Annotated in this window: 16 protein-coding genes; 5 read left to right on the forward strand and 11 right to left on the reverse strand. The window is 72.5% G+C overall.

Annotated elements, in window-relative coordinates:
- Positions 1-74: 74 nt before the first annotated feature.
- The 4 genes from IE239_RS19140 to IE239_RS19155 form a co-directional block, all read right to left on the reverse strand.
- Positions 75-989 carry a universal stress protein gene (locus IE239_RS19140; protein ID WP_190150574.1) on the reverse strand — a complete coding sequence of 305 codons (915 nt, stop codon included), beginning with the start codon at positions 987-989 and terminating at the stop codon, positions 75-77.
- 5 nt (positions 990-994) lie between these two features.
- Positions 995-2,017: a zinc-dependent alcohol dehydrogenase gene (locus tag IE239_RS19145; RefSeq protein ID WP_190150575.1), complete on the reverse strand. Its 1,023-nt coding sequence runs from the start codon at positions 2,015-2,017 to the stop codon at positions 995-997.
- 46 nt (positions 2,018-2,063) lie between these two features.
- Positions 2,064-2,969 carry a universal stress protein gene (locus tag IE239_RS19150; RefSeq protein WP_190150576.1) on the reverse strand — a complete coding sequence of 302 codons (906 nt, stop codon included), beginning with the start codon at positions 2,967-2,969 and terminating at the stop codon, positions 2,064-2,066.
- 152 nt (positions 2,970-3,121) lie between these two features.
- Positions 3,122-3,751, reverse strand: a complete 630-nt coding sequence (locus IE239_RS19155; RefSeq protein WP_190150631.1) for a DoxX family membrane protein — start codon at positions 3,749-3,751, stop codon at positions 3,122-3,124.
- A 229-nt stretch (positions 3,752-3,980) separates the two neighbouring features.
- On the opposite strand from IE239_RS19155, the gene IE239_RS19160 reads away from it, so the two are divergent.
- Positions 3,981-5,693: a SulP family inorganic anion transporter gene (locus IE239_RS19160; RefSeq protein WP_190150577.1), complete on the forward strand. Its 1,713-nt coding sequence runs from the start codon at positions 3,981-3,983 to the stop codon at positions 5,691-5,693.
- On the opposite strand, the gene pflA is transcribed toward IE239_RS19160, so the two are convergent.
- From pflA to IE239_RS19175, 3 genes are all read right to left on the reverse strand, one after another.
- The gene (pflA, locus tag IE239_RS19165) at positions 5,687-6,424 is read right to left on the reverse strand and encodes a pyruvate formate-lyase-activating protein (RefSeq protein ID WP_190150578.1); all 738 of its coding nucleotides are present in this window, start codon (positions 6,422-6,424) and stop codon (positions 5,687-5,689) included. The two genes, IE239_RS19160 and pflA, sit on opposite strands and share 7 nt — an antisense overlap.
- A complete protein-coding gene (gene pflB, locus IE239_RS19170; RefSeq protein ID WP_190150579.1) occupies positions 6,421-8,679 on the reverse strand; it encodes a formate C-acetyltransferase in 2,259 nt (752 codons plus the stop codon). Before pflB ends, pflA begins: the two co-directional genes overlap by 4 nt.
- Before the next feature lie 154 nt (positions 8,680-8,833).
- A complete protein-coding gene (locus IE239_RS19175) occupies positions 8,834-9,757 on the reverse strand; it encodes a carbamate kinase (RefSeq protein ID WP_190150580.1) in 924 nt (307 codons plus the stop codon).
- 485 nt (positions 9,758-10,242) lie between these two features.
- On the opposite strand from IE239_RS19175, the gene IE239_RS19180 reads away from it, so the two are divergent.
- The 4 genes from IE239_RS19180 to IE239_RS19195 all read left to right on the forward strand — a co-directional run bounded on the left by IE239_RS19180 (position 10,243) and on the right by IE239_RS19195 (position 13,861).
- On the forward strand, positions 10,243-10,707 hold the full coding sequence (locus IE239_RS19180; RefSeq protein WP_190150581.1) for a Crp/Fnr family transcriptional regulator: 465 nt from the start codon (positions 10,243-10,245) through the stop codon (positions 10,705-10,707).
- A gap of 39 nt (positions 10,708-10,746) precedes the next feature.
- A complete protein-coding gene (locus IE239_RS19185) occupies positions 10,747-11,451 on the forward strand; it encodes a CBS domain-containing protein (protein ID WP_190150582.1) in 705 nt (234 codons plus the stop codon).
- A gap of 181 nt (positions 11,452-11,632) precedes the next feature.
- Complete coding sequence (locus IE239_RS19190) at positions 11,633-12,337, forward strand: response regulator (RefSeq protein WP_190150583.1); 705 nt, start codon at positions 11,633-11,635, stop codon at positions 12,335-12,337.
- An 834-nt stretch (positions 12,338-13,171) separates the two neighbouring features.
- Entirely contained in the window at positions 13,172-13,861 is a 690-nt protein-coding gene (locus IE239_RS19195) for a Crp/Fnr family transcriptional regulator (RefSeq protein ID WP_190150584.1), read from the forward strand.
- Here IE239_RS19195 and IE239_RS19200 read toward each other — a convergent pair.
- The 4 genes from IE239_RS19200 to IE239_RS19215 all read right to left on the reverse strand — a co-directional run bounded on the left by IE239_RS19200 (position 13,825) and on the right by IE239_RS19215 (position 18,135).
- A complete protein-coding gene (locus IE239_RS19200; RefSeq protein ID WP_190150585.1) occupies positions 13,825-15,126 on the reverse strand; it encodes a MalY/PatB family protein in 1,302 nt (433 codons plus the stop codon). The two genes, IE239_RS19195 and IE239_RS19200, sit on opposite strands and share 37 nt — an antisense overlap.
- 76 nt (positions 15,127-15,202) lie before the next feature.
- Positions 15,203-16,444, reverse strand: coding sequence for a cytochrome P450 (locus IE239_RS19205; RefSeq protein ID WP_190150586.1), 1,242 nt, complete (start codon positions 16,442-16,444; stop codon positions 15,203-15,205).
- A gap of 117 nt (positions 16,445-16,561) precedes the next feature.
- A complete protein-coding gene (locus IE239_RS19210; RefSeq protein WP_229878185.1) occupies positions 16,562-17,863 on the reverse strand; it encodes a beta-ketoacyl synthase N-terminal-like domain-containing protein in 1,302 nt (433 codons plus the stop codon).
- Positions 17,860-18,135 (reverse strand): phosphopantetheine-binding protein, encoded by a 276-nt coding sequence (locus IE239_RS19215; RefSeq protein WP_190150587.1) that lies wholly within the window; start codon positions 18,133-18,135, stop codon positions 17,860-17,862. Before IE239_RS19215 ends, IE239_RS19210 begins: the two co-directional genes overlap by 4 nt.
- Positions 18,136-18,139: the final 4 nt, after the last annotated feature.

Consider the following 18,139-nt stretch of genomic DNA (forward strand, 5'->3'; position numbering starts at 1 on the left):
CGCCGGACGGCCCGCGGCCGGGCCGAGCGGTCACGAACGCCCGCGGCGGGGAACCGCGGCCGCGGGTCCGCTGATCACCCGGCGGGGGTCCGGGAGCCGGCCCCTTCCCCACGTTCTGTCGTCGGTTCGGGTACGACGGCGACGGCGCAGGCGGAGTGGTGCAGGACCGCGTGGGCCACCCGCCCCAGCTGGAGCCCCAGGTGTCCCGGGTTGCGGCGGGCCCCGACCACCAGCAGGTCGGCCTCGTGCGAGGCGTTCAGCAGGACCCTGCGGGCGGGACCCTCGACCGTCCGCCGGTACACGTCCACGTCCGCGGGCGTCTCCTTCAGTGCCGTGTCCAGGACGTCGGCGGCGTGCTGTTCGTGCAGCCGCGCGGGCTCGTCGGCGAGCAGGGGGTGGTCGGTGGTCTCGTGCGCGGGGCACCGCCAGGCCCTTACGGCGTCCAGGCTCGCGTGGCGCAGCCGCGCCTCCCGGACGGCGAAGCGCAGCGCGGCGGAGTCCGCGCCCTGCTCGCCGATCCCCACGGCCACGCGGCCGTGCGCGTCCGCCCGGACCTGGTTGTCGTGGCCGGGGCGCACCACGATCACCGGGCAGTCGGCGTGGGCGGCGACGGTGAGGCTGACCGACCCGAGGAGCATTTCCACGAAGCCGCTGCGCCCGCGGGTGCCGAGCACCAGCGCACAGGCGTCGCGTCCCTCACGGACGAGCGCGTACCCGGGCTCCTCCGGCAGCACGTCGGTGGAGATCTCGACGCCGGGCTGCCGCCGCGCGGCGCGCTCCGCGGCCGCACCCACGATGTCCTCGGCCCGCACCTGCTCGGACGGCTTGCCGACGTCCTTCGCGAGGGACTCGCCCTCGTAACGCTCCCAGAGGGAGGCGTACACCAGCCGCAGCGGGGCCCCGCGCAGGGCGGCCTCGTCGGCCGCCCAGTCGGCGGCCCGCAGGCTCGGCTCCGAGCCGTCGACGCCCACGACGATCGGCAGATCCATCGTCCTCACCTTCCCTGGTCGAGGTCGAACACGATGCGGGCCTCGACCTCGCCGCGCAGCACCTCGTCGATGGACTCGTTGACGGAGGCGAGGGGGCGGGTCTCGTAGATGACCTTGGTCCGGCCCGCGGCGTGCAACTGGAAGACCTCGGCGAGGTCCTGCCGGGTGCCGACGATCGAACCGATCACCGAGGTGCCGTTCAGCACGGTGTCGAAGACGGGCAGGCGGACCGTGCCGTGCGCGGGCAGTGCCACCATGACGAGCTTGCCGCCGCGCCGCAGCCCGGCGTTGACGGCCTCGAACGCCGCGTCGTCCACCGCGAGCGCGAGGGCGGTGTGAGCGCCGCCGTGCCGCTTGAGCACCTCGCCGACGTTCTCCTTGCGGGCGTCGATCACGATGTCCGCGCCGAGTTCGGCGGCCAGCCGGAGCTTGTCGTCCGTGACGTCGATCGCGGCGACCGTGGCGCCGGCGATCTTCGCGTACTGCAGGGCCAGATGGCCGAGCCCGCCGATGCCGGAGATCGCGACGAGCTGGGCGGGCCTGACGTCCGCGACCTTCAGCGCCTTGTACGTCGTGACGCCGGCGCAGGTCAGCGGGGCGGCCTCCAGGGCGCTGATGCCGTCCGGCACCGGCTGCGCGAAGTCGGCCCAGGCCAGCATCTTCTCGGCGTATCCGCCGTCGCAGCCGTAGCCGGTGTTGATCTGCTGCTCGCACAGGGTCTCCCAGCCGGACAGGCAGTGCTCGCACCGTCCGCACGCCCGGCCGAGCCAGGGCACGGCGACCCGCTGTCCGAGGGACAGGTGGGTCACGCCCTCGCCGAGCGCCTCCACCAGGCCGACGCCCTCATGGCCCGGGACGAACGGGGGGTTCGGCTTGACCGGCCAGTCTCCGTGCGCCGCGTGGATGTCGGTGTGGCACAGGCCCGACGCCTCCAGTCGGACGCGGACCTGGCCGGGGCCGGGCTCCGGGTCGGGGCGTTCCTCGATGACCAGAGGCTCACCGAACGCTCGTACGACCGCTGCTTTCATGGTTCTCTTCTCCTCGCAGGCGATGGGCGGTGATCCGCGGGACGCGTCAGCCGTGGGGGACGACGGCGACGGGGACGGCGGAGTGGTGCAGGACGGCGTGGGTGACGTGACCGATGTGGGCGCCGAACGGGCTGCGGCGGATCCGCCGGCCCACGACCACGAGGGAGGCCTCGCGGGCGGCGTCCACGAGGTGGACGGCCGGGCTGCCGTTGCGGGACTCCTCGACGACCTCCACGTCCGGGTACTTCTGCCGCCAGGGCCGCACCGCCTCGGTCAGGGCCTCCGCGTCGGCGAGCGCCAGCGCTTCGTACAGCGCGGGGTTGGCGGGCGTGCCGTAGGCGTAGTAGGGCGGCGGGTTCCAGCCGTGGACGATCCGCAGGGGCGTCGCCCGGCGCCTGGCGGCGTCGAAGGCGAACTCGAGCAGCGTTCCGTCCGGGTGCTCGACGTCGAGTCCGAGGACCACGGGCAGGAAGGGCGTCGCGGCCGAGGGGACCCCGACCGGGTCCGGCTCGTGCTCGTCGGCGGCCACTTCCAGGGCCCGCACCAGCACGACGGGGCGGTCCGCGTGCGCGATGGCGGCCATACCGACCGAGCCGACCATGAACCCGCCGACTCCGCCGAGGCCGCGCGAGCCGAGGACGAGCAGTTCGGCGCTCTTCGCCGCTTCGGCCAGTGCGTCGGCCGGCTGGCCGCTCACCTGTTCGGTGCGCACCTCGACGCCGGGGTGCCGCAGCCGGATCCCCTCCGCGGCTTCCCGGGGGACCCGCTCGGTCCAGTGCTGGTGGGTCTCCGCACCGAGCAGGGGCGCCTGCGCCATCGGCTCCGGCACCGGCTCCCAGACATGGACGATCTTCAACGGCAGGCCGCGCAGTTTCGCTTCGCGGGCCGCCCATTCCGCGGCGGCCCGGCTCTCGCGCGAGCCGTCGAGACCTACGGTGATGGTGCGGAGCATGATCTCCACCTCCTGGGGTGAGGGATCCGATTCCAGAGTCTTCTTCGGGGGGTTCGGCGTGCAGGGGCCACTGGTCCCGGGTCCGGGCCGACCGACCCCCGCACGGTCCGGCGTGCCGGGCCGTGCGGCACGGCCCGGCGCGTCGTCGGTGTTCAGCGCAGCCAGCTGTGGTCGCGGACGAAGGGCAGCCCGGCCCAGCGCCGGCCCACGCCCAGGGTGTCGCCGGCGGCGGCAGCGGCCAGGACGATCAGGGCGACGGCGTAGATCAGGTGGTAGTCGACGAAGGGGTTGTTCGACATGCTCGCCGAACCGTCCGACAGGTGCCTGGCCGGCGGCCATTCGGCGACCCACATCAGCGCCATCATCGCGGTGCCCGCGACGGCGGCGATCCGGAGCGCGACCCCCGCGGTCAGGGCGAGCCCGATCCCGAGCAGACCGAGCATGAACAGCCAGTCGGCCCAGGGGGCGCCGGCCCAGGAGTGGAAGGTGGACTCCATCGGCCCGACGGCGACGGAGCCGAGGAAGCCCTTCGTCGGCGAGCCGCCGTCGATCCAGCCCCTGCCGGAGGGGGTGGCGTAGCCGAGGCCGAAGGTCTTGTCGAGGAAGGCCCACAGGAAGACGAACCCGGTGAGCAGACGCAGGGACGCGAAGGCGTAGGCGCCTGCGGTGTGCGCGTCGGTGCGTGCCGACACGCCCGGCGCGGAGGCGGAGGCGGTCCCGTTCCTGCGGAACGACGGCAGGTGGAAACCGGAACTCCGGTGCGGGTGCTCGTGGACGGCCATGGTCATGCTTCCCTTCGGGGACGGTCGGCTCGTTGCCTGACGTGACTGACTCTCGTCCTGCGCGGCGGCCGGCGCCGGATGCCGAAGGTCTGCGCCGTGGGGCCGAACGGCCCTGTGTTCGCGGGCCGTTGGGCTCGGGGCCGCGCTGTGGACGCGCCCGGTACGGCCAGAGGTCTCGCGCCCGGTCGCACAGCGGTGGATCATGTGGGCAGACGACGGAGGGCGGCAGATGACCAAGGGTTCGGCGAGGTGCGTCCCGACGTGGCGCCGGCTGGCGCCGGGGCTCGCCGCCCTCCTCGGTTACCGGCGCGCGTGGCTCACGGGCGATCTGCTCGCCGGGGTGACGGTGGCCGCGTACCTGGTGCCGCAGGTCATGGCCTACGCGGGGGTGGCCGGGCTGCCTCCGGCGGCCGGTCTGTGGGCGATCCTCCCCGCGCTCGCGCTGTACGCCGTGCTGGGTTCCTCCCGCCTGCTGTCGGTCGGCCCGGAGTCCACCACGGCCCTCATGACGGCCACGGTGGTCGCGCCGCTCGCCGCCGGGGACTCCGGACGCTACGCCGCACTGGCGGCGGCCCTGGCGGTCACGGTCGGGCTGCTGTGCCTGGTCGCCCGGGCGGCGCGCCTGGGTTTCCTCGCGGATCTGCTCTCCCGCCCGGTGCTGATCGGCTATCTGGCGGGCGTGGCGCTCATCATGACGGTGGACCAGCTGCCCAAGCTCACCGGGGTGCGTACGTCCGGCTCGCTGTTCTTCCCGCAACTGTGGTCCTTCGTCAGCCACGCGGCGGACGCGCATCTCGCCACCGTCCTGTTCTCCGCGGCCACCCTCGTGTTCCTGTTCGTCCTGGCCCGATACGTCCGGGCCGTGCCCGGCCCGCTGGTGGCGGTCGTCCTCGGCACAGCCGCCGTGGTGGCCTTCGACCTCGACGGCCGGTACGGACTGAAGGTGATCGGCGAGATCCCGGCCGGCCTGCCGGGCCTCGCCCTGCCGGACCTGAGCGAGCTCCCGCGTCTCGTGCTGCCCGCGCTGGGCGTGCTCCTGGTGGCCTACACCGACTTCATCCTCACCGCGCGGGCCTTCGCCGGCCACGACGGCGAAGGGCCCGGACTCGACGCCGACCAGGAGTTCCTCGCCCTGGGCGCCGCCAATCTCGGCGCCGGGGTGCTGCACGGCTTCCCGGTGAGCAGCAGTGCCAGCCGCACCGCGCTGGCCTCCTCCGCGGGCGCCCGCAGCCAGGCGTACTCACTGGTCGCGGGCGTCGTCGTCCTCGGTGTGCTGCTCTTTCTCAGCTCCCTGCTGGCACGCACGCCGTCCGCCGTGCTCGGCGCGCTCGTCGTCTACGCGGCGGTCCGGATGATCGACTTCGCGGGCTTCCGCCGGCTGGCGTCCTTCCGGCGCAGGGAACTGTTCCTGGCGCTCGGGTGCCTCGCCGGGGTGCTCACCCTGGACCTCCTGTACGGAGTGATCGTCGCCGTCGGTCTGTCGGTGGCCGAGCTGCTCGCCCGGGTGGCCCGCCCGCACGACGCCATCGAGGGCCTCGTCCCCGGTGTGGCCGGGATGCACGACGTCGACGACTTCCCCACCGCCCGTACGGTCCCGGGTCTGCTGGTCTACCGCTACGATTCGCCGCTGTTCTTCGCCAACGCGGAGGACTTCCGGCGCCGTGCGCTGGCCGCCGTCGACGAACAGAGCGCCCCGGTGCGCTGGTTCCTCCTCAACACCGAGGCCAATGTCGAGGTGGACATCACCGCCCTCGACGCGGTCGAGGAGCTGCGTCGCGAACTCACCCGCCGCGGCATCGTGTTCGCCCTCGCCCGGGTGAAGCAGGACCTGCTGGACGACCTTGAGGCGTACGGCCTGGCCGACTCGGTCGGCAGGGACCGGATCTTCCCGACGCTCCCGACGGCCGTGGCCTCGTACCGGGCGTGGCTCGATCGTCAGTAGGCCGGCACTCCCTGCCTCTTGAAGCGTGCCCGGACGCTCTCGGTCAGGGCGGCGTCGGGTACCGGGTTGTCGCGCAGCGGGAAGGGGATCCCCAGGGCCTCGTACTTCACCGCGCCGAGCTTGTGGAAGGGCAGCACGTCGACCCGCTCGACGGCGCCGAGCCCCGCGACGAAACGGGCCAGGGCGTCCACACGCTCCGGATCGTCGGTCCAGCCGGGGACCAGGACGTACCGGATCCACATCGGGACGCCGAGCCGGTCGAGCCGGGTGGCGAAGTCGAGGGTGGGGGCGAGTTCGCCGCCGGTCAGTCTCCGGTAGGCGCCGGCGCCGAAGGACTTGATGTCCAGCAGGACGACATCGGTGTCGGCGAGGAGCTCGTCGGTGGCGCGCGCGCCGAGGAAGCCGGAGGTGTCCAGGGCGGTGTGCAGCCCGGCCTCCTTGCAGCGGCGCAGCACCTCGCCGGTGAAGGCGGGCTGGAGCAGCGGCTCTCCCCCGGTGATGGTCACCCCGCCGCCGGCCGTGGTGACGAAGGCGCGGTACTTCTCGATCTCCGCCATCACCTCGTCGACGGTCGCCTCCCGGCCGTCGCGCATGTGCCAGGTGTCGGGGTTGGCGCAGTACAGACAGCGCAAGGGGCATCCGCTGACGAAGAGGACGAACCGGGTCCCGGGACCGTCCACGCCGGTGGACAGGTCCCAGGAGTGGATCCGGCCGGTCGTCACGGCCTTCACAGCGTTCCGTGGAAGGTGCGGCTGATCACGTCGAGCTGCTGCTCGCGGGTCAGGCGGACGAAGTTGACGGCGTACCCCGAGACCCGGATGGTGAGGTCCGGGTACTTCTCCGGGTGCTCCATGGCGTCCCGGAGCGTCGCGCGGTCGAGGACGTTGACGTTCATGTGGAAGCCGCCGGCGGCCGTGTAGGCGTCCAGGATGCCCACCAGATGCCCCGCGCGCTCGGACGGGCGGTGTCCCAGCCCTTCCGGCGTGATGGTCGTGGTGAGCGAGATGCCGTCGCGGGCCTGCTCGTAGGGCAGCTTGGCGACCGAGAGGGCGGAGGCCGCGACGCCGTGCCGGTCACGGCCGTTCATCGGGTTGGCGCCCGGGGCGAAGGGCTGTCCCGCCCGGCGGCCGTCGGGGGTGTTGCCGGTGTGCTTGCCGTAGACGACGTTCGAGGTGATGGTCAGCACGGACTGGGTGTGTTCGGCGTCCCGGTAGGTGGGGTGCCTGCGCACCTTGGCCATGAAGGACTCGACCAGGCCGACGGCGAGTGCGTCGGCGCGGTCGTCGTTGTTGCCGTACGCCGGGAAGTCGCCCTCGGTCACGAAGTCGACGGCCAGCCCGGTCGAGTCCCGGATGACCTTCACCCGGGCGTACTTGACGGCGGACAGGCTGTCGGCGGCCACCGAGAGACCTGCGATGCCGCAGGCCATGAAGCGGTGCACGGGATGGTCGTGCAGCGCCATCTCGATGCGTTCGTAGGCGTACTTGTCGTGCATGTAGTGGATGACGTTGAGCGTGTTGACGTATGTCTGCGCCAACCAGTCCAGTACACGGTCGTATGCGGCCGAGAGCTCCTCGTAGTCCAGGTAGTCCCCCGTCAGCGGGGCGGTCTCGGGGGTGACCTGGTCACCGGTCATCTCGTCCCGCCCGCCGTTGACGGCGTACAGCAGTGCCTTGGCCACGTTGACGCGCGCCCCGAAGAACTGCATCTCCTTGCCCACCGCCATGGCGGAGACGCAGCAGGCGATCGCGGTGTCGTCGCCGTTGCGGGGGCGGATCAGTTCGTCGGACTCGTACTGGACGGCGCTGGTGTCGATGGAGACCTGGGCGCAGAACTCCTTGAAGCCGGCGGGCAGCCGGGGCGACCACAGCACGGTGAGGTTGGGTTCGGGGGCGGGTCCGAGGTTGTAGAGGGTCTGCAGGAAGCGGAACGAGGTGCGGGTGACCAGCGGGCGGCCGTCGGCGCCGATGCCGCCGACGGACTCGGTCACCCAGGTCGGGTCGCCGGAGAAGAGGGCGTCGTACTCGGGGGTGCGCAGGAAGCGGACGATGCGCAGTTTGATCACGAAGTCGTCGATCAGTTCCTGGGCGCGGGACTCGTCGACGGTCCCCTCGTCCAGATCCCGCTGGAGGTAGACGTCGAGGAAGGTCGAGGTGCGGCCCAGCGACATCGCGGCGCCGTTCTGCTCCTTCACCGCGGCGAGGTAGCCGAGGTAGAGCCACTGCACGGCCTCGTGCGCGGTGACCGCGGGGCGGGAGACGTCGCAGCCGTAGGCGGCCGCCATGCGGGTCAGCTCGGCCAGGGCCTTGATCTGCTCGGCGAGTTCCTCGCGGTCGCGGATGACATGCTCGCTGGACGGCCGGCCGTCCAGCAGGGCCTTCTCGGCCCGCTTGGCCTCGATCAGCCGGTCGGTGCCGTACAGGGCGACGCGCCGGTAGTCCCCGATGATCCGGCCGCGGCCGTAGGCGTCGGGCAGCCCGGTGATGATGCCGACCTTGCGGGCGGTCCGCATCTCGGGCGTGTACGCGTCGAAGACACCGTCGTTGTGGGTCTTGCGGTAGGTCCCGAAGACCTTGGTCACGAAGGGGTCGGGCTCGTAGCCGTAGGCCTTCAGACCGTTCTCGACCATCCGCAGACCGCCGTTGGGCATGATCGCGCGCTTCAGCGGGGCGTCGGTCTGCAGGCCGACGATCAGTTCACGGTCGCGGTCGATCCAGCCGGGGGCGTGCGAGGTGATCGTCGACGGCGTGGCGACGTCCACGTCGAGGACGCCCCGCGCACGCTCCTCCGGGAACAGCGAGCTGACCTTCTCCCAGACGGCCCGGGTGCGCTCGGTGGCACCCGCCAGGAACGACGCGTCGCCCTCGTAGGGGGTGTAGTTGGCCTGGATGAAGTCGCGCACGTCGATCAGCTCGCGCCAGCGGGTCCCGGCGAAGCCTCGCCAGGCCGCGGTGACCGTGTCGTCGGCTGTCACTGTTGCGGTCATCGCCGTCCCTCTCGTCGGTTCGCACATGTCCTGCTCTTCGATGCTCGTCGCTCGTGATCACCCGGGGGAGAGCCGGACAGCGCCCGTGGGCGCGCTGTCCGGCCCCCGCGGCGGGGGCCGAACGGCCCTGGCCCGCCATCCCCTTCGGCTCCGGTCAGCCGGCCGCGAGGTCCGGCCGGACGAGGGTGCCCGACCTGCCGTGGACGATCTCGTACGCCGCGTCCAGCGCCCCGATGGCGGCGAGCCCTCCGGTCCGCTCGACGAACCGGGCGGCCGCCTCGGCCTTGGGCCCCATGGAGCCCGCCGGAAACGTTCTGCGTCGCAGCTCGGCGGGGGTGGCGTCGAGGACGGGCGACTGGGCGGGGGTCCCGTAGCCCTCGTACACGCACGGGACGTCGGTGAGGATGAGCAGGAAGTCGGCCTTGAGATCCTCGGCGAGCAGGGCGGCGGCGAGATCCTTGTCGACGACGGCCTCCGCGCCCGTCAACGCCCCGGTGTCGTGGTCGGCGGTGACGGGCACGCCCCCGCCGCCCGCGCAGATCACCAGGGTGCCGCTGTTCAGCAACTCGTGGACGGTGTCGGTCTCCAGGATCCGTTCGGGCGCCGGCGAGGGGACGACACGGCGCCAGCCGGTGGCGTCCTGGGCGATGTGCCAGCCGCGGGTGCGGGCGAGGGAGCGGGCGACGTCCCGGGAGTAGACCTGGCCGACGAACTTGGCGGGCCGGGCGAAGGCGGGGTCGTCGGGGCGTACGAGGGTGTGGGTGACGAGGGCGGCGATGTGACGGCCGGGCAGGACGTCGTGCAGGGTGCGGGCCAGCAGGGAGCCGATCATGCCCTGGGTCTGGGCGCCGAGCAGGTGCAGCGGGTAGGGGGCACTGAGCGCGGGGTCCGCGGCGCTCTCCACGGCGAGCAGGCCGATCTGGGGGCCGTTCCCGTGGGTGAGCACGAGCTCGTGATCGTGGGCGAGGGCGGCCAGCGCGGTGGCGACCCGGTCGATGTTGGCCTGCTGGACGGCGGCGTCGGGGCGCTCGCCCCGGTGGAGCAGGGCGTTGCCGCCGAGGGCGACGACGATACGCATGGCTTCGGTCCTCCAGGGGGCGACGGGCACGGCCTTCAGGGGGCGACGGACACGGCCTCGGACTCGATGGTGTGCAGGCGGTTCTCCCGCCCGGTCGGAGACGATCGGCCGGGCGCGGAGCGGACGACCGGTCACACGGGCGGACGCGGCCTGAGGCCGAGGACGGCCCGGGGCGGCGTCCGCTCACCGCTCGCCGACGTCCCGGTCGCCCGGTGCGGGTGGCGGACGGCCCTCCCTGGCGGGTGGCCGCGGACGGGTCGCTCCCTGAACGATGCTGCCGCGCCACGCAGGAGGGGGACAGCGGCCGTCCGGGCCCGCGGGGGTCCCGAAGGTCCCGGTCCGGGGGGTCCGTGCGGCCCCGCCTCACCGCAGCCGTGCCGGTGCGTACCGAACGGGCCGGTCGGTGGGCCGGGTGGCCCATGGACCGCCCCCGGGCCAGGGCACAGGGTGGCACTGGAAGTCCGGACCCGCGAGGGAGACAGACCATGAACACATTCCCCACCGCCGGCATGCTGCGCTCGCTGTCCGCCGATCACCGCGAGCGGCTCATGGGTGTGGCCCACGAGGTGTCCGTCCCGCAGGGGACACGCCTTTTCGAGGAGGGCGGGCGCGCGGACCGCTTCTGGATCATCCGCACGGGGAGGATCGAGCTGGACACCCGTGTCCCCGGCCGCCGGGCGGCCGTCGTCGAGAACCTCGGACACAACGAACTGGTCGGCTGGTCCTGGTTCTTCCCCCCGCACGTCTGGCACATGGGCGCGGAGGCGACCACACCCGTGAGGGCCTATGAGTTCGACGCCGCGGCCGTCCGGTCCATGTGCCGAGAGGACCCTGCTCTGGGTCACGACGTCAGCCAGTGGGTCGGTCAGGTGCTCGCCCACCGTCTCCGCTCGACCAGGACGCGGCTGCTGGACCTGTACGCCCCCTACGGAGCGGGCAGCACCGTCTGAACCGGCGGAACCGGCTCAGGACGAAACGAAGGAGTGGCCATGCACGGCACACCGCACATCGTGAGCGACGTCATGACCCGGACGGTCGCCGCGGTCGGCCGCGGGGCGGCGTTCAAGGAGATGGTGCAGCTGATGCAGGACTGGAGGATCAGCGCCCTGCCCGTCATCGAGGGCGAGGGGCGTGTCGTGGGCGTCGTCTCCGAAGCGGACCTCCTGCCCAAGGAGGAGTTCCGCGACAGCGACCCCGACAGGCGCACGCAACTGCGCCGCCTCGCCGACCTCGCCAAGGCCGGCGCGGTGACCGCGGGGGAGCTCATGACCTCGCCCGCCCTCACGGTCCGCCCGGACACCACGCTCGCCCAGGCCGCCCGGACCATGGCCCGCGCGAAGGTCAAGCGGCTCCCCGTGGTCGACGAACTGGGTCTGCTCCAGGGCGTCGTGAGCCGGGCCGACCTGCTCAAGGTCTTCCTCCGCACCGACGAGGAGATCGCCGAGGAGGTTCGGCGCGAGGTCGTGTCCTACCTGTTCCCCACCCCGGCCTCGGACGTGCGCGTGGAGGTGGCGGACGGCGTCGTGAAGCTCGTCGGCCAGGTCCGCGACCTCTCACTGGTACCGGTGGCGGCCCGGTTGATCCGCGCCGTGGAGGGCGTGGTGGACGTGGACTTCGACCTCGCGCGGCGCGCGGAGCCGACCGGGCGGGCGGACGGGCCCGCGGACGGCGCCGGGACCGCCGGCCCGGCGTGAACGTGTCGGCGTGCCCGGTGGTGGTGCGCGGCGCTCCGCCGCCTCATCATGGTGGGGCGCCCGGCCCGTCCTTCCTTCTGGGGCAGGGCCGGTCGGCCCTGGTGCATACGGCCCGGGCGAGTGATGATCGAGATCAAGGACAGTCCGCGGTCTGTCGCCGCAGGGGAAGCAAGGGGACGCGATGCCAGAGCCACGTACTTTCACCGAGCAGCACCCGATCCGGGTGTTTCTGCTGGACGACCACGAGGTCGTCCGCCGCGGCCTGGCCGACCTCCTCGACGCCGAGCCGGACATCTCGGTGATCGGCGATGCGGGCACCGTCGACCAGGCGCTGGTCCGAGGTCCCGCGCTCCGACCCGACGTCGCGGTCCTCGACGTGCGCCTGCCCGACGGCGACGGCATCTCGGTCTGCCGGGAACTGCGCAGTCAGATGCCGGAGCTCGCGTGTCTCATGCTGACCTCGTTCGACGACGAGGAGGCCCTGCTCGACGCGATCATGGCCGGCGCCTCGGGCTACGTCCTCAAGCAGATCAAGGGATCCGACCTCGTCTCCGCGGTCCGCACCGTCGCCGCCGGCCAGTCGATGCTGGATCCCTCGACCACCGCCCGTCTGATGCGCTCGCTGCGGGCCGACCCCGCGGAGAGCCCGGCCGTGCCCTCGGAGCTGGCGAGCCTGTCACCACGCGAGAGGGACATCCTGGCGCTGATCGGCGACGGCCTGACCAACCGTGAGATCGGCAAGAAGCTCTACCTTTCCGAGAAGACCGTCAAGAACCACATCTCCCGCCTGCTGGCCAAGCTCGGCGTGCAGCGCCGGGTCCAGGCAGCGGTCCTCGCCTCCCAGCTGGAGCAGCCGGACACGGGGGAGCACCGGACGAAGGGATGAGGGAAGGTCCCTCCGGAGACCGGCGCGCGGCCCCGGGACGACGGCCCGGTGCCGCGACGGCCGCCGAGGTCCGGCCGGCGGGGCCGGTCGTCCCCGGGTCCTCGGCGGCGCGGTCCGCACCCGGCCCCGTGACGTGCCGGCGCCGCTCCTCGCGCGGGAGTCCGGCTCTCCGGCCGGGATCCGGGACCCTTCCAGGTGCGTGCACACTCCCGCACCTGGAACTGTGGTGTCCGGCCACATACGTCCCCGCTCTGCCCCTTCCTACGGTGTAGCGGCACGGAAACGTCCTCGCCGAGCGCCAGGGAAGTGGTGCCGATGTCCTCGCCGGGCCTGCGAGGTGTCGGTCCGCCGACTCTCGTCACCGCGCGCGCGGCGGACGCTCTCCGCGCCGCGCGCGCTCCGCCGCGCAGGAAACGCGCGCACGGCAGACCCCAGAGGATCTTGACGGAAACGGTCGCATCACGTCCGCGACCGAAAAGTGACGCAAAACCGTGTGTGCACTTCGCGAATAATCCGACACAAAGCGCCACCAACACGGTCGGCCGACCCCCTGCGCACCCCACGACGCCCCCGCGCTTACCCGCCATTTCAGCCCCCGGCCACCCCATCCACCCCACGCGCCCCATGCGCATGAAATCGGAATTACCGGTTCCACCGGGCGGCCCGTAATGCGCAGCAAATCGCCCCAGCAGTTTACGGTCAATTGCAGCCAACCTGGCCCGCAGCCCTACCCTTGCCTGGGTCCGATGTCTTAGATTCGGCGCAGGAATTCGATCACGACGAACGGCTGTCACCAGCGGATTTTGCCGGTCAAAGTCGATCACCGGGAGCGGAATGGAATCCTTCTGTAACGCCGAGCACAGCCTGGCCCATGCACTTCAGGAAGCAGCCAGGAGAGGGAATCTCAGAGGGACACGGATTCATGTCGGCCGACGAGAGCACGTCTACAATCTGGGCCAGCCGGACGCACACATCTATCTCGTCGAGAGCGGCCAGATCAAAACACTCACGCACACCCGTGACGGCAAGCAGTGCCTGCTGTCGATACACGCGCCCGGCGATGTGTTCGGAGAGTCCGCCCTGCTGGCCGCCAAGCGCACCGAGACCGCGCAGGCCATGCAGGTCAGCGTATTGATCCAGGTGCGCGTCGCACAGATCATGAGCGACTGCGGCCCACCGCTGCGCGAGGCGTTGATCCGACATATGGCGAACCGTCTGCTGGAGCAGCAGCAAGTGATCGCCAATCTGGTGACGATGGACAGCGAGCACCGGCTGGCGGCATTACTGGTGAACCTGGGAAGGAAAGTCGGAAACCGCCGGGACCAGACCGCCCTGATTCGCGACCGAATAACTCAGGAAGAGCTCGCGGAAATGGTCGGGACAACACGTTCCCGCGTCGGATACTTCCTCAAGAGGTTTTCCTCGGCCGGTGTGGTGCATCGCACGGAGGACGCCCATCTGTGCATTCACATCGCCGAGTTGACGGATTACCTGGAGAATTCCTCGCTGTCGGCCGGCCTGTAAGACCCGCACACCGGAGCGGGATATCCCGGAATGCTTCTCGGTGGTGCCCCGCCGGCGCCACCTGAATCCGGGTCCTCCTCCCGCACAGCCTTCTCCATGCGGCGTACCATCTCCTCCAGCAGGCGCTGGGACGTACCGAAGTTGAGCCTGATGAAGCCCTCGCTCCCGTACTCCCGGCCGTCGCTGACGGCGACCTTGCCCCGGCCGAGGAAGAATCCCGCGAGATCGGCGCTGCCCAGCCGCTCAGCCAGCCGCCGGCCGTCGAGCCAGGCCAGGTAGCTCGCCTCGGGCGGCACCAGCACCAGGTCGGGACCGAAGGACTCGAAGAGCTCGACGAGCATCTGCCGGCTGCCGTGAAGATAGTGACGTACGGTGCGCAGCCAGGGATCGCCCCGGGTGAAGGCGGCCTCGCTCGCGCTCACGCCCAGGATGCCCACCCCGTCCCGTTCCCTGGGGCGCATCTCCATGAGCCGCTCGTGGTCCCGGGGCCGACCGGCCACCGCCATCGCGCACTTCAGGCCGGACAGGTTCCAGCCCTTGCTCGCCGAGGCGGCCGTCACCGTCGCCACCCGGTCCGCCTCGGGCAGCGAGCCCAGCGGCACGTGCCGGTGCCCCGGGTGGGTGAGCGGGGCGTGCACCTCGTCGGAGATCACCGCGACATCGAACTCGGCCGCCAGCGCCAGCACTTCGCGCAGTTCCCCGACGGTCAGGACGCGCCCGGTGGGGTTGTGCGGATTGCACAGGAAGTACGCGGCGGCCCCGGACCGGAAGGCGCCGGCCAGCCCTTCCAGGTCGAGCCGCCAGCGGCCCCCGCGCAGCCGCATCGGCTGGGCGACCACCTGACGGCCGGCCGCCGAGATGGCCTCGAAGTAGGGCGGGTAGGCGGGCACGTCGACCACGACGCCGTCGCCCGGCTCGGTGAACCGCTCCAGCGCCACCTCCATCACCCGCATGGTGTCGGGGAACAGCACCACCTTGCGCGGCTCCACCCGCCAGCCGTGACTCGCCCGCGCCCAGGCCGCGAACGCGCGCTGCACGGAGGCGTCGGTGGTGTAGGCGTAGGCGTAGCCGAGGTCGCCGCCCTCGACGAGGTGGGCGCGGATGGCGTCGATCACCGGTTCGGCGACGGGGAAGTCCATCTCGGCGATGAACGCCGGGAGGATGTCGGGCGGGTAGCGCCGCCACTTCTCGCTGCGGCGCGTCGACAGGGAGGCCGCGCGCAGCCCGTCGAACCCGTGGACCAGCTCCTGCTGTACCTCCGACAACGACTCCTCCTGCGTCGGTGGGACGGGGCGGCGGGTGCGCCGGGCCGCCCCGTGCGCGGACGGCGGACGACGCGGCTCACCAGGTGACGAGCAGTTCCCTGACGCCGTGGATGCCGAACAGGTGGTGCCAGAACGGCACGTCGGCGGCGGGGACGGCGAGCCGCAGTCCGGGCAGCCGGGTGAACAGCCGCTCCAGGGCGACCTGGAGCTCGACCCGGGCCAGGGACTGACCGGGGCACTGGTGGGGACCGTGGCCGAAGGCCAGATGGCCGCGGGCGGTGCGGCCGACGTCGAAGCGGTCGGGGTCGGGGAAGACCGCGGCGTCCCGGTTGGCGGACGCCAGCTGGCACACCACGCCCTCCCCCGCGCGCACGGTGTCGTCACCGATGGTGACGTCCGCGGTCGCGATCCGGTTCATGCCGATCTGCATGGCCGTCTGATGCCTCAGCAGTTCCTCCACCGCGCCCGGGACCAGTCCGGGGTCCGCGCGCAGGGCGGCCTGCTGCTCGGGATTCTCCAGCAGCAGCATGGCGCCGGTGCCGATCATGGTCGCGGTGGTGTGGTGGCCGGCCGCGAGCAGCAGCCAGGCGATGACGGCGACCTCCGCTCGGTCCAGCAGCCCGGGAGCCACCTGCTCGACCAGCAGCCGGCTGATGAGGTCGTCGCCGGGCTGCTTCTCCTTGGCCCGCACCACACCCTCGAGGTGGTGGAGGATCTCGTCCTTGGCCCGCTGCGTCTCCTCCGGACCGCTGCGGCCGTTGATGAGCACCCGGGTGCGGGACTCGAACAGCGGGCTGTCCTCGGCCGGCACTCCCAGGAGCTCGCACACGACGGTGGACGGCACGGGGTAGGCGAGCGCCTCCATCAGGTCCAGGGGGCCGCCCGTCTTCTCCATCAGGTCCAGGCGGGCGTCGACGATTCGCTCGATCCGGGGCCGCAGTTCCTCGGCCCGCCGGCCGGTGAAGTCGCGGGCCAGCATCCGGCGGTAGCGCAGGTGCTCGGCGCCGTCGAGCCGGGGGAAGGTGCCCTTGAGGACCTGGGGCACGGGCCGGGGGAACATCCGGGGGAAGTCCGGGTGGGAGCTGTCGGCGCTGAAGCGCGGGTCGTCCAGCACGGCCCGTACGTCACGGTGCCGGGTGACCAGCCGCGCCCGCTGTCCGCTGGGCAGGGTGACCGGGGCGAACGGGTCCTCGGCCTGGAGGCGGCGGTATCCGGGAGGCGGGTCGAAGGGGCAGCCCGGCGCCTTCTCCTGCGGGAACACGGGAGGTTCGGCCTCGGGGTCCCGCAGCGGCCCGGTGGCGTCGGTCGTGTCCGTCATAGGAGACCCTTCCTGGTTGTCCCGCAGGTCCGCACCCGGCACGGGGTCAGACGCTACGTCCCGACAAGCGCCCGGTTCTGTTCACTTCTGAGCATCGGCGGGCCGGCACGGTCCGCTTCAGGCCTCCGGATGAGCCAGGACGACCGCCGAGTTGAAGCCGCCGAACCCGAATCCGTTCGACAGCACGAACCCGCCGCGTGCCCGCCTCGGCTCGTCCCCCGTGAAGCGCAGGCCGGCGTCGACGGGGTCGCGCAGCCCCGGATCGGGGTGCACGAAGCCGGCCTGCAGTTGCAGGACGGCGGCCACGGCCTCGACGACGCCGGCCGCGCTGAGGCAGTGGCCGGTGAGGGACTTGGTGGCGTTGACCCAGGGGCCGTCGTCGCCCGTTCCGAAGACCTTGCGCAGGGCGTCGGCCTCGGTGCGGTCGCCCAGCGGGGATCCGGTGCCGTGGGAGCTGACCCAGCCGACGTCGGCCGCGCTCACGCCCGCCTGTGCCAGGGCGCCCTCCATGGCCCGGACCTCGCCGTCCACCGACGGGTCGGCCAGGTGGTTGCCGTCCAGGACGACGGCGGCGCCCGCGAGCCCGGCCAGCGCCCGCGCGCCGCGCGCGCGGGCGGACGCGGCGGTCTCCAGGACCGTGCAGGCCGCCGCCTGCCCGGGGTGGAAGCCGCGGTGGCCACGGTCGAACGGCGCCGGGGGGCGGGCGGGCGCACCGTCCGCCGGGGCCATCGCGCCGAGGGTGAGGTAGCCGCGGGTCTGCAGGGGTGACAGCCGGGTCATGGCGCCCACGACGAGGCACACGTCGGCCGCCCCGGCGGCGAGCATCCGGGCGCCGTGCACGAGGGCGAGGTTGCCGCTCGCCGAGGCGCCGCCGACCGTGCAGCCCTCCCCGCGCACGCCCAGGACGCGGCTGAGCGTGGCGACATGATCGGTGTCCTGCTGGTGCAGGGCGTAACGGGCGGGCAGATAGGCCGGGTTGCGCTCGGCGCGGGCACGGCCGTCCTCGGTGACCCGCTCCGTGAGGTTGTTCCCGGCCACCACCACGCCGATGCGCCCGGGCGGCGGAGCCGTACGGTCGAGCCCGGCCTCCAGCCAGGCCTGGAGCGCGGCGACGACGGCCGCGCGCACCGGCACCGGCGACCGCAGCGCGGTCCGCCGCGCGGCGGACCGCAGGTCCTCCGGCAGGCCGGGCAGCGCGTCCAGGGCCCGTCCGGGCACCTCGTCCGACGTCAGCTCGGCCGTGAACGCGGGCCAGGTCACGCCGGGGCGATCCGCGTCGGCGGGGGGCGCCGGGGCGGTGAGCGCGCACCGTCCCGAACGCAGCGCGTCCGTCAGTTCCCGGACGCCGGACGCGACGGCGCCGAGCACACCGAGCCCGGTCACGACCACCGCGCGCCCGTGCGCGGGGGGTCCGCTCACAGCTGCTTCCGCATGATCGCGGCCAGGGCGGCGAGGTCCATCCCCTGGTGGAACTCGTGCACGGGCACCGCGATGTCCAGCTCCTCCATGGCCAGGGTGACGATCTCGGCCCGGTCGATGCTGTTGCAGCCCAGGTCGGACAGGGTCCGGTCGGGCGTGAACAGGGCCGGGTCGACCTCGGGCACGATCTCCAGGGTGGTGCGGCGCAGCACCGCCAGCACCCGTTCCTCGGCGCTGTCCGTGCCGGGGACGCTCTCGGCCGATCCGTTCACTGGG

The organism is Streptomyces humidus (assembly GCF_014649655.1).
Taxonomy (GTDB): domain Bacteria; phylum Actinomycetota; class Actinomycetes; order Streptomycetales; family Streptomycetaceae; genus Streptomyces; species Streptomyces humidus.